12 protein-coding genes and 1 tRNA gene are annotated in these 12,191 nt (G+C 34.3%); 7 read left to right on the top strand and 6 right to left on the bottom strand.

Annotated features, from left to right (window positions below; translation table 11 throughout):
* Positions 1 to 16 precede the first annotated feature (16 nt).
* Together NEF87_RS00795 and NEF87_RS00790 are read right to left on the bottom strand one after the other, a co-directional pair.
* Complete coding sequence (locus tag NEF87_RS00795; RefSeq protein ID WP_371804490.1) at positions 17 to 205, bottom strand: hypothetical protein; 189 nt, start codon at positions 203 to 205, stop codon at positions 17 to 19.
* 217 nt (positions 206 to 422) lie between these two features.
* Positions 423 to 587, bottom strand: coding sequence for a hypothetical protein (locus NEF87_RS00790; protein ID WP_457918213.1), 165 nt, complete (start codon positions 585 to 587; stop codon positions 423 to 425).
* Between the two features lie 295 nt (positions 588 to 882).
* On the opposite strand from NEF87_RS00790, the gene NEF87_RS00785 reads away from it, so the two are divergent.
* Positions 883 to 1,050: a hypothetical protein gene (locus NEF87_RS00785; RefSeq protein ID WP_371804488.1), complete on the top strand. Its 168-nt coding sequence runs from the start codon at positions 883 to 885 to the stop codon at positions 1,048 to 1,050.
* 6 nt (positions 1,051 to 1,056) lie between these two features.
* Positions 1,057 to 1,362, top strand: coding sequence for a 30S ribosomal protein S10 (gene rpsJ, locus NEF87_RS00780; protein ID WP_371804487.1), 306 nt, complete (start codon positions 1,057 to 1,059; stop codon positions 1,360 to 1,362).
* A gap of 50 nt (positions 1,363 to 1,412) precedes the next feature.
* Here the strand turns inward: rpsJ and NEF87_RS00775 are convergent, their stop codons facing one another.
* Positions 1,413 to 1,694, bottom strand: a complete 282-nt coding sequence (locus NEF87_RS00775) for a hypothetical protein (RefSeq protein ID WP_457918212.1) — start codon at positions 1,692 to 1,694, stop codon at positions 1,413 to 1,415.
* A 559-nt stretch (positions 1,695 to 2,253) separates the two neighbouring features.
* Between NEF87_RS00775 and NEF87_RS00770 the strand changes: the two genes are divergently transcribed.
* Positions 2,254 to 2,652: a hypothetical protein gene (locus NEF87_RS00770; protein WP_457918211.1), complete on the top strand. Its 399-nt coding sequence runs from the start codon at positions 2,254 to 2,256 to the stop codon at positions 2,650 to 2,652.
* An 846-nt stretch (positions 2,653 to 3,498) separates the two neighbouring features.
* Here the strand turns inward: NEF87_RS00770 and NEF87_RS00765 are convergent.
* A complete protein-coding gene (locus NEF87_RS00765; RefSeq protein WP_371804454.1) occupies positions 3,499 to 4,005 on the bottom strand; it encodes a hypothetical protein in 507 nt (168 codons plus the stop codon).
* A 643-nt stretch (positions 4,006 to 4,648) separates the two neighbouring features.
* Between NEF87_RS00765 and NEF87_RS00760 the strand changes: the two genes are divergently transcribed.
* Positions 4,649 to 7,816, top strand: a complete 3,168-nt coding sequence (locus NEF87_RS00760) for a BspA family leucine-rich repeat surface protein (RefSeq protein ID WP_457918210.1) — start codon at positions 4,649 to 4,651, stop codon at positions 7,814 to 7,816.
* Between the two features lie 276 nt (positions 7,817 to 8,092).
* Here the strand turns inward: NEF87_RS00760 and NEF87_RS00755 are convergent, their stop codons facing one another.
* Complete coding sequence (locus tag NEF87_RS00755) at positions 8,093 to 9,070, bottom strand: hypothetical protein (RefSeq protein WP_457918209.1); 978 nt, start codon at positions 9,068 to 9,070, stop codon at positions 8,093 to 8,095.
* Positions 9,071 to 9,493: 423 nt separating this feature from the next.
* Here NEF87_RS00755 and NEF87_RS00750 point away from each other — a divergent pair, with 423 nt between their 5' ends.
* The 3 genes from NEF87_RS00750 to NEF87_RS00740 all read left to right on the top strand — a co-directional run bounded on the left by NEF87_RS00750 (position 9,494) and on the right by NEF87_RS00740 (position 11,455).
* Entirely contained in the window at positions 9,494 to 9,796 is a 303-nt protein-coding gene (locus tag NEF87_RS00750; protein ID WP_457918208.1) for a hypothetical protein, read from the top strand.
* A 473-nt stretch (positions 9,797 to 10,269) separates the two neighbouring features.
* Positions 10,270 to 11,136 carry an SDR family oxidoreductase gene (locus tag NEF87_RS00745; protein ID WP_457918207.1) on the top strand — a complete coding sequence of 289 codons (867 nt, stop codon included), beginning with the start codon at positions 10,270 to 10,272 and terminating at the stop codon, positions 11,134 to 11,136.
* A 247-nt stretch (positions 11,137 to 11,383) separates the two neighbouring features.
* A tRNA-Gly gene (locus NEF87_RS00740) sits at positions 11,384 to 11,455 on the top strand.
* A 140-nt stretch (positions 11,456 to 11,595) separates the two neighbouring features.
* Here NEF87_RS00740 and NEF87_RS00735 read toward each other — a convergent pair.
* Entirely contained in the window at positions 11,596 to 12,072 is a 477-nt protein-coding gene (locus tag NEF87_RS00735) for a DUF3795 domain-containing protein (protein WP_457918206.1), read from the bottom strand.
* Positions 12,073 to 12,191 lie beyond the last annotated feature (119 nt).

The following is a 12,191-nucleotide window of genomic DNA, read 5'->3' as shown; positions in this document are numbered from 1 at the left end:
GAATTAATTTTGTAGTCTATTTTTCTTGTTGGGGATTGTTTTTATCTTCTTGGTGTTTCGCCAGTAGATCTTCAACATCCTTTTTCCTTTGAAATTCTTTTTCGAGTAATTGATCACCTAAGGTCATTTTTGAATTTTTATTCGCCTTCGTTTGATTTTCCTTTGCCTTTCCTTTTTTTTTCTGAGTAGTTTCGCTTTTGTGCATATTTGAAGTTCAATGCTGACATCCTTTTTATATTTTTCATCCCCCTCAAGTTTATCTAATGATAATTAGGCGATAATCAAGCTTGCAACTGTATGTAATGAATCCCAAAATTAAATGAAATCACCTAAAATGAAAATAACAACTCAAATTAAGAATAAAAAGAGAGAAAAAGAAAAATATTCACTGCAATTTAACACAGTCGGGCAAACCTATAACATTAACCTTGTTTTTTTTTTTTGAGAAATATAAAAACACCTGCTCCTGTACCGATTAAAACTAACCCTCCACCAATTAATCCAATTATTAGACCTGTATTAGAAGAAGGTTCTGGTATCTGGATGATATATTTTTCAATGTGTTCATTTCCCAGAGAATCACGCACGCGAATTACTCTGAGTTAAAAATAGGAACCAGATATCTCATTGAGGAAATCAACTCTAAATTTTGTCAAGTAATTACAAATTCATTATCAATACTTTCCAAAACACAATTATTCTGTATAAAGTATGGCAATTCATTCTCATTACGATCAAAATGATCGATAACGAAAAAATTCACCCGTTTCACTTCACCCGACCCTTCTCACCTCCTCTTTTCCAATCCCATCTCCCCGATTTCCCTCTTTTTTCCCCCCTTTTATCGAAAAATTTTTTATATATGCTACATTTCAAAACTCAGTGGTTTGGCAATGGATGAAATTCTCTGTTGCAGACGATAGACCTAAGCCTTCTATTGTGAGTACGTTTGGTGGGGCAGATCCGAATCCTTTCCCTTCTGCGCTAATACCTCATTGTTCTCTAAATTCGGATCCGAAGCCAAACGATATAACTCCGTACCTAAAGTGAATTATTATGCAAAAAGCACGAGTCAGATTAAGCTCCGTTGATATGGATGCCCTCAACCAAGTTATCAGTGAAATTAAACGCGTTGTCACCAAAACCGGTGTCAAAATGTATGGCCCCGTCCCCCTTCCCACCAAAAAACTTACCATCCCTACCCAAAAAAGTCCTTGTGGGGAGGGAACAACTACGTGGGAGCACTATCAGATGAGAATCCATAAGCGTTTGATTGATGTTAATGCCGATGAACGTTCTATGGTTTTGATAATGAAAATTATGTTCCCTGAACAAGTTTTAGTAGAAATTGAATTAATTTAAAGCACGGTTCGAGATCCTTCTTTTCCTGAAGGAGATTTTTTAACTTTCTTTTATAACAAGAGTGAATGATCTTTCACCGCAATTTTATTTCGTAATTGAAGAAAGGGAAGGATCAATTTGTCGGTGGGGCGGGCAGCAGCAATAATGTCATATTCCCGATCGGATCCTTCATGTAGAAGACGTTCGTGAAGAATCGGGGAGAGAGTGTGACCCTTTGCATAGTCCCTAGCTAATTCCAGACATGATTTCACATATATCGAGTGAATTTGGGGGATATTAGCACGATCATTAAATAGATGCTTGATAGATGAGGGGAGATTGGAGGTGCGCATTTGGATCTTATCCCAAAAGGTGGTAAGAAACCAGAGATCGGATCCAAAGAGCGAATGGATGGGAGCGCCTACTCAAGGGAGTAGTAAGGGACATTTTTTAACAATCTCCTGACATTTGGCATTTTGTTAGACGTATCCAATCAAAATTAACCTTCGTAGATATAAATAATCTAACCACACAGATCTCACAAAAAAAAAGAGAACCGTAAATAAAAGGATTCCTCCAACTGTTTTTGGAAGCCACTTTAACTGCATTAGAAGTAGAGATCCTCCCACTAATAAAACACTAATGGTGATCGATACTAGTATTGATCGCTTTGTCTTTTTTATTAATAAAAAGAGGTTTGTTTTGTTTTGGTTTACTTCCCTACTCATTCAATATCAATAAATACAAATCAATAGCTACTTTTATTTTCTACATTTCGAAGATAATTCAAGTCAATTCATCTACAAAAAAGTAAAATTGCATTTTCTACATATTCCCTATGAAGATATTTTACCCTTTATGTAATGTAGATGTCGAAGCGAATTATTTGAAGATTCTTACTTCCTTCTTGCAGTGGTTGATAGGTATAACTTTACTTATTCTGATTGGGAGGTCCTTATTGGATATTATTATTTCTATTATATAAAAGCAAGTAACATCGGAGGAGAAAGTAGGAGATCTACGATTGATGTTGGAAAAATTAACTCTTCAACAACTACGACATCAAGTACAACAACTACGGCATCAAGTACAACAACTACGACCGAAAATTCAAATACAACGACTAGTCCTATAGAAAGTAGTTTAGAAGATAATGATACTCCAACGATGAATATTGAAGTGTTTAATATTTACAGTATTATAGGATTCAGTTCATTTTCAATTTGGGCAGTAATTTTTCTTATTTCAAAAAAAAACCGAATTAATCATATTGAATTAAAAATGCAAGGAAAAGGAGATAAATCAGGATAACAAGGTTGGAATGCGAATTCGAGTTCCTTCTTTCCCATTATTTTTTTTCATTAATATAAAGAAGTATTAAACAAATATTAGAATTTTCCACGGTATTAATCTAAAAATTCATACGTATTTACATTTTGGGGCAATTTCTAAAGCATTCCTTAATCTTTACGGGGTAGAATTTTGAAATTGTAGATTTTTTATTTTTTATTTAGTATCTAAAGTTAGAAACTACATTCCAAAATGTAAACACTAAATTCTTTTCTGCACGTACTTTAAATTAAAGATCATATTTTGATGAAATCTGATAACATTGAAGGATGGGCCCAAATATATTCAGGAAAAACTCGATCCTAATTTTGTACAGACCCTGTCAATAAGAGAATTAAATATAAAAGTTAATTCTTGGAGTCAGACTTAATTTTGGCAGAACATTTCCTACGAATACGATATAATTGATCCAAAGATATTTTACCCTTTATATAATGTAGATAGGCATTCTCTTGGACGAGGGAATAATCTTTGATATTAAAAGTTTTTTTTGACGAATTCATGAACAAATCAATTGTCCTTACTGTAATATATTTTAAATGACTTTTAAGTCTAAGGATGAATATGATTCCCAGATGAAGAAGAATAATTCTTCAAAAATTTCTGCCTTCCTTTAGATTTATCACATAAGAGATCTATGGAGACATATCTCTAAAGGATCATCATTGGTCCCTCTCATCATTGATTTCAGATATTCTTCCATTTTCAAACGGATTAATGAATTATGTGGGATTCGCCCGACATTTGATAATTATTGCATTTTAATTTATGGAAGAAAAAAATAGGAAATCCAAACAAAATTTTCCCCTATGGAAAAACATTTAAGCTGAAGAGAAGAGACACTAATGCCATTAATGCCGCTCCAATAGATATCAATATATTAAGTCGAATTGCTTTTCGCTCATTAACGCGTTTTCGAGCTTCTAATACCAAAGTAATTAAATCTCTAATCCGTTCTTGTTCGGTAATCAATGAATTTTTTAAAGCGGTGATTTTTTCCGGAGGCATTTCGATGGAATATTTGATCTTTTTCGAGGTACCTTCTACAGTTGGAGGTTTTCGGTAATGTCGCAGCTTCTTCGGTTTTTCTAAGAAATTTTGGAGGTCGTATAATTCTCCTGATTTAATGAAATTGTTAAGGCAAACTAACCAACGTGCATATTGCTGAAAAGTCCCATTATATTGATCCAAAGACAAGCTTTTCTGCTCGAGACCATAAATTTTGCTAATAATATTGGTATTAAGATGGTTTAATGCCAGATTAATTGCCTTTCGGCCTTCCTCGATATTGGTAATCATAATATCTTTTGACATCTTGGATAGAAGTATGATTAAAATGTTATTAAATGTTTAGGTACTCATTTAGGGCAAAAGCGAGCGAAAGCGGTCAATTGTGGAATATTGCTTAATGACATCTTGCAATGAGACGTAATGGATGAGCATTCCTTCGGGAAAGAGTGAAAAAAGGGAATACTGATGCCAGAATAAGTTGAAGGGGGGACAGTTCGATATAAGAAGGTCAAGCATTTTCGTTCTTTTGAAGGCATTGGTTTAGGAAGGTTTATGCTGGAGAGAATGAGTTCCACTGAAGTGAGAAAACGGAGTACAGAAATTTTTTGGATAGCAGAATGAAGGACTTGGAATAAATGAGGATGATTGAGACATACCTCTTTTAATCACCCAGTAATTTTTTAGCAGTACTTTTCAGAATTCCCATAAATGGATAGACCTATATAATGTCTGCTTCGCATACATTGTTATCTCTAATGACTATTGTGAGTGTAAAAGCTTGGTTAAAAAGGAAAATGAATTGACTTGATTATGAGATCAATAATAAAACAATCAAATTCTCTATTAGATTCATAACGGACTTCGAAACATTTTATAAATTATAAAGATACTAGTGTCATAATTCAATAAAAAATGTAATAAAACAAAACAAACAGATAGATATATTATGAAACAACTCAACAAGAATATCGGAGGAGTCTTGGCGGTGATAAGTTTACTCTGTATCGGAATATTTGGAACCGTTGACATAACACCCTTGAATGAAGAATTAAGGGATGAATATTCTGAACCAACACAAATCAAATCATCCTATGGATCAAATACTTTTGTGTCAGTATGGAATACCGAGATGGAAGGAGTTTCCGGAAATAATCAAATCAAATTGCCCTTGGAATCAAGTGGAACCTATTCTTTTGAGGTTGCCTGGGGTGATGGTGAAAATAATACAATTACCGCCTGGAATCAAAGTGAAATAACTCATACTTATCCCTCGAGTGGAATATATATAGTTGAAATTAGCGGGATTCTCCAGGGATGGCGATTTGCAGGAAGTGGAGATTGTTTAAAGATAAGCGAAATTAGCCAATGGGGTTCTATAGCATTTGGAAATAATGGAAATTATTTTGAAGGATGCGAAAATCTTATCCTTACCGCAATTGATGCCCCAAATCTTGCGGGTACGACTAGTTTAGAACGAACATTTTATCGTTGTCTTAATCTAGGAACAATAGGAAATATGAATTCGTGGGATGTTGCCCAAATCACTTCCATGAGGGAAATGTTTTTTACTGGTGAATGGGATTTAGCGACTGATTTTAACCAACCTATCAACTTATGGGATGTTTCATCTGTATCCGATATGAATATGATGTTTGGATGGGCAACTGACTTCAATCAACCAATTGAAGTCTGGAATGTCTCTTCTGTGATAGATATGGGCAGTATATTCACCCATGCATGGAGTTTTAATCAACCAATTGGAATATGGGATGTGTCTTCAGTCACGAATATGGGGGGTACTTTTCATTGGGCAACAAGTTTTAACCAACCCCTTGATACTTGGAATGTGTCTAAAGTAACAAATATGGGGGGGATGTTTTTTGATGCCTATAGTTTTAATCAAAACATAAATAGCTGGGATGTATCATCAGTCACAAATATGGCAGAAATGTTCCATGGAATTAACATCTACAATCAACCATTGAATAATTGGGATGTTTCGAATGTTAATACAATGAATAGCCTATTTTGTGGAGCTGAAACTTTCGATCAAGAGATTGGAAATTGGAATATATCTAGAGTGACTGACACATCTAGAATGTTTGAGGGGGCATCTTCTTTCAATCAACCCATTGGGAACTGGGATGTTTCAAAAGTAACAACAATGAATCGAATGTTTTTAGATACTCTTGCCTTCAATCAACCGATCGGAGGATGGAATGTCTCGTGCGTCTTAGATATGCAATCTATGTTTTCAGGAACTTCAGCTTTTAACCAAGCGATAGGAGAATGGGATGTTTCGAATGTTCAACACTTGGATGGAATGTTTTGTGGAGCATCAGTTTTTGACCAACCCATAGGGAATTGGAACCTCACAAATATTATTACCATGAGTGGGGTGTTTTCCAGCGCATTAGCGTTCAATCAAGATATCAATAATTGGGATGTCTCTTCTATAACAGATCTAAGTCATATGTTTGAAAATGCCATATCATTCAATCAAGATATTAATAATTGGGATGTCTCTTCAGTTACCAATATGTTTTCCATGTTTTCTGGGGCATCAGCTTTCAATCAGCCTCTTTGGAATTGGGATGTGTCTCATGTCAACAATATGCACGGAATGTTCAGTAATGCTCTAAATTTCGATCAATTCCTAAATATTTGGAATATCTCGCAAGTCACCACCACAAGATGGATGTTTTATGAGGCGCAAACTTTCAACCAACCTTTAGATAATTGGGATACATCACAGATTACAAACATGGAATGCATGTTTGAGCATGCTTTCGCATTCAACCAACCATTGAATTCATGGGACGTATCCCATGTAACTGAAATGAATAAGATGTTCGATAGCGCTGAGAACTTTGATCAACCTTTAAATGATTGGAATGTTTCGTCAGTCACCAATATGAATTCCATGTTTTCTGGGGCATCAGCTTTCAATCAACCTCTTGATACTTGGGATGTCTCAAAAGTCACTGATATGAGTAGTATGTTTTACTGGGCTATATCTTTTGATCAACCCTTGAATAATTGGAATGTGTCTAGAGTAACAAATATGGGTCGAATGTTTGGAGGGGCAACCGCATTTAATGGATCAATTGATTCTTGGGATGTCTCATCCGTTACAAACATATGGGATATGTTTATAGACACAGATTCATTCAATCAAGACATTGGGAGTTGGGATGTTTCCAATGTTATTACGATGCATGCCACATTTGCGAGAGCAAAAGCCTTTAATCAACCGATTGGATTGTGGAATGTTTCAAAAGTAACTTCCATGTGGTACATGTTTCAGGGTGCAGAAAATTTTAATCAACCAATTGAAAATTGGGATGTAGCGAGCGTTACTCAAATGGGCTCGATGTTCCAAGGTGCAACAGTTTTCAATCAAGATCTTAGTCAATGGGATGTCTCATCGGTTACAAACATGGAAAATATGTTTGCAGAGGCGGCATTATCATCTACAAACTATGATGCGCTTCTCCTCGGCTGGTCTGAATTATTTTTACAATCAAATGTGATATTTCATGCTGGAAATTCCAATTATCACGAATCTATTGCAGGAAATGCACATGACATCCTAACTTACATATATGGGTGGACGATAGAAGATGGTGGGCCAATTAAAGTCCTTGAAGTATCATTTACCCCTTCAAGTGGCAATGATGTGTTTCGCCTAGAAGAATTTTCTCTCTATGGTACATCTATCGGAGAATTTTTACCCTTTACTTATTTTTGGGATTTTGGGGATGGGACATCATCAACGTTACAAAATCCTACTCATAGCTATAGTTCTTCAGGAACTTTTACAATTACTTTATGGGTAACTGATGGACAAGGCAATACTGATTATGCAACTATGACAATAATTGTAATCCCCGTATCTGGAACAGGAAGTGGAACATCAGATAACTCCAATCCTAGAGGGACACAATCAGAAGATACAGATCCATTTGCAGATGTTTTAGGTAGTATCCCAGGGTATTCAATGAATTTCTTCTTCATTATCATGATGGGAGTTATGATTCATTTAATTAAAAATGCAAAAAGCAAAAAATTTTCAAGCGGAGGGTTAAGACGTAGTCTAAAATTTGGATCCTAACTAACAGAAATTTAATTTACTAATTTCCATATCATAGAATTTGAAAAACTTCTATCTAATGGAGAGATGATTCATTTGTTTTTATTAAGAGTTTTTTTATTTTCTATCTCATGAGGACAATTCAAATCTGATCCCGTAAATTTTGCTCAATCTCTTTTAAATTTATATTTTTCCTAATTATCAATAATTCTATTGATGATTAGTAATTCAGAGGTCATTGGGTATTTCAATTATTCCTTTATATTCAGAATAACATTGATTTATTCATAGTTTGGATTAAACATTTAAAGGAATGTAAATATTCTCCAATGAAAAGGGAAAAGTAAATGGATAACCCGCAATTTCTAATCCAATTTCCCCGTTTGTAATATCCACTAGCAGATGATCTTTAACAAAATACTCATCTGAAATCCGCGAAGAAGTAATCACATCGGGAATATCTTCGGAGAAAAGGATATTTTTTGAAGAATTTTGAGCAGGTAACAAAGTGAAGGGCTCAGTTTCCCAGTTATAATCAAAATCCAAAAGAAATACATCATTTTTAGACGATATTAAGAATCCTGCCCCATCTAAATCATCAAAATCCACATACCCTTTGAAACCGGTAATATTGATGGAAAAATTCACAGGATTAGTGATACTAATAGTAAAATTGAAGGCACATTTTAAATTGGTGATATCAAAATCAATGGAATTGAATTGGATATTATAGAATGTTTCTTCGCTCCCAGATTCAAGAAGATTGGTCGAATTGATAAAAAATTGTTTTTTTATAAAGAAAGGTGGATAAATGGCAGCTATTCCTTTGACTTTGACTTTAACCTCAAAATTGATATAAATATTTTCTTTATTTAAAATGGATTGAATTGAATCAAATAATTTCTGTTGATCCACAATTGTAACATTTAATGTGAAGCTGAAGTGTGAAGATCCAGTATTGATGCTAAAAAAAGAAAGGGGAGTATATTCCGCTAAAATCTGATCATTTTGAATGATTTGAAAATTCCGGATTTCAACCTCAAAGGCCGGAGTGTTTTCAGTTGAACCTGTTAATGCAGCATCAATAAAAACTTCAATGAAAGTATCCCCCATGGAAATGATTTGAAAATCAAGAAGTTCCATACTACTTTCTTCACTTGGATTCTCAAGTTGAGAATTTATATAGGATTGAATTCCGAAAAATGAACCGCCATAAACCGATCCGAGCACAAAAAGCATTATAACCGGGATGATGATTTTTTTGTCCACTTTCATTTTTTATCATACTTAGCTCTTGAAAAGAGTTTTTAAATTCTTGGTTTTTGTTCTGTAGCTACATACTGATTTCACTCTAAATTTTTGTAGAGTGAAGACATCACAAAGATGGCTGTTTTAGGAGTTTTTTTTTGCAGAAGACGTCTTAACCTTGGCTTCACATAGCCCACGAATACGCACCCACTGATGTTGGCTAATTTTTCCTTGCATAAAGTGTAAGTGGGCATTACTTAGCACGAAGGGATAGTCATCGAGAGCAAAACTATTTTTTGAGGAACTCATAACTTAGACACGTTGTCCTTACATTAATACATGTAAAATGACTTTTAAGTCTGCTGGAATATTTCATTCTCAACTGAAAAAAATGAAGAGCGATCTATCAAAATTTTCTGCCATTATATAGTTACATTACAAAAGAGATCTATGGCGATTTTATCTCCACAAGCATCCTCATCGATCCAGAGATCTTTGGTTTCCCAAAAACTTCCTTTTCCCAGCGAACTAGCACACCATTTGGACCACTTATCGCTACCAGTTTCTATGACATCTCATGATATCCGAACATTAGGCAGATTTTTATATCGGACGGTGCCACCATCAGCGTATAATTCAATTAGTTTAAATTTTTTAGAGTCACTTGCACAAGGATATGAGCATATGGCACATCATGGACATACGGCTTTAAGCCAGATCCCACAATTAGCCATGTTTGCGAAATTAATTTAACTACCGATCTAATCAAGTATTAAATTCTCGTTCAATTGTGAGGATATGCTCAAAATCCAACTATAAAACGATCGTATACATTATTAGATTCATTTAAAAATAACCAAAAACAAATTACTGTTATGATAATGCAAAATCAAAATTGCGAAATATCCATCAATCCTACTTCACTCCTCGAACTAGCACGAGTAAAATTTGACAGGGGTGAAATGACACAGGACAAGTACGAATTGATAAAACTTCAGTATGATAGGATGGTTAAAGAAAGAATGATTAAAGACTTCAAATCGATTCTCTTTTGATGAGTGGAATTTGAATATTATCAATCAATCTTCCCTTTTTGATCCCACAAGTTTACAAATATAGATTAAATTCATCCAGATATTATTCCTGAACCCCAACATGGTAAAGACATGGTTGATATCTTTTAGCTTTTTCTCTAACTTATAATGCAATCCTTCATTCCAGTATTTATGGAGGAAAAAATCTGTATGATCACAGGAGCGAATTCAGGAATTGGGAAGGAAATGGCCATCCAACTCGCGAAACGTGGCCATCATGTAGTCATGATTTGTCGCAATGAAGATCGTGGAAAAAAAGCCTTAGAAGAAATTAAAAATCGATCGGGAAATTCAAAAATCGACCTATTAATTGCCGATTTAGGAAATTTGAGAACAATTAAACCCATGGTGGATCAATTTTTGGCAAAATATCCCCGTTTAGATGTGCTCATAAATAACGCGGGAGTTTTTAAGCAAAAACGCACTACAAGTGTAGATGGATTTGAAATGATTTTTGCTGTGGCCCACCTTGGACACTTCTATTTGACCATACTTCTGCTGGAATCTCTAAAAAAGAGTGCTCCCGCCCGAATAATCAATGTTTCATCAGATATTCACCGGTTTTTTACAGTCCATTTTGAGGATTTGATGTTTGAAAAAAAATATGCATCACAAAAAGCCTACGGGTCAGCAAAATTTGCAAATGTCCTTTTTACAAAAGACTTAGCTAAAAAATTGGCTGGAACGGGCATAACCGTAAATGCATTCCATCCTGGCCATGTAAAAACAAATATGACAACTTCAAATGATTCACGATTTGTGCGCTTTTTTACAGCACTATCGGGGCCACTATATACCCCTGTTAACAAAGCGGCTCAAACTGGTGTCTATCTTGCAACATCTCCAGAAGTATCCAATATTTCAGGAGAATATTTTAAGAAATGCGCTATTGCAAAATCCCATAAAATGACTCAAGATGAAGAGTATCAATCGAAATTATGGAATATTTCTCGAGATATGTTAAACAAGTGTGGATTTGAAATTAAGCCAGATATTTAGTAAGTAAAAATCGTTTTTTTCCTCCGACTGTTTGAAAATGATTTTTTTTTTCTGGTCATTTTGCATCGAGAAATTCCTTTTAAAAAACACTACAACTAATAAAAGGGGCAGCACAAACTATTGAGGTAATTTGAATTATACGGTAGCCAATAAGATGCAGTATCCATAACAGAAATTTTTTAAAATATGGTTCTTAAATAATATGTATATCTTTACTTTTCTTGATTCTTGTATCATAAAGAAAAATGCGCCATTTGTGTAGCGGTTAGCATTTCAGGTTCCCAACCTGGAGACCCGGGTTCAATTCCCGGATGGCGCACTCTCATTTCTTCTCAAACTTAATTTGAAAATGAGATAAATCTTCTAGAAGTTCTTGTGGAAGAAGATGATGGATTTATCACTTGATTAAACCCAGAAAAATTTAGCTAAGTTACAAATACACACTCTAATAAGTTTGAACTATTGATCATTTTTATAATTTTTCATGGTTGCTAAGGTATCTTTGTCACAATTATAACATAGATTATTATGAATACAAAGAATTTCGCCACACTTTTCACAGCTGTGGTCCTTTTTTAGATAAGAAATTGCTTTTTCATAACCATAATTCTGTATTATTTTCAGATTCTCCTTGAAATCAAATCTATATTTGCCAGTAGAGTTGTATCCATCACAAATTTTATCAATTAGACTGCACGGATAATTAGGACATTCATAGCAATATTTAATTTCATTTTTTTGTGGATATTCACATTTTTTCTTAATCCATGAACATTGTTTGTCTCGTGGGCGACACCCCAAACAATAACTTATAATTCCTCTTCTTCGGGGAATTTGATATTTATAAGAGAGATATGAAGTGCACAATCCACAAAACATACCGCATTGACAAAAAAGTTCTTCAATTTTAGTTTCTCTAATATTTTTTTTATTCATAATAGAGCATTAGAATCAAACTAATAAAAAGGTCTTAAGTCTAACCTAGGTAAGAGTTCTAAATTGCATTCCCCAAACCATTGGTTTTTATTTTCAGCTCACAAAGTTATTAGTATTGT

The organism is Candidatus Lokiarchaeum ossiferum (genome assembly GCA_025839675.1).
In the GTDB taxonomy this organism is placed as follows: domain Archaea; phylum Asgardarchaeota; class Lokiarchaeia; order Sigyniarchaeales; family Promethearchaeaceae; genus Lokiarchaeum; species Lokiarchaeum ossiferum.
The sequence above is the reverse complement of the archived record's forward strand: the minus strand, read 5'-3'. Positions and strand labels throughout refer to the sequence as shown.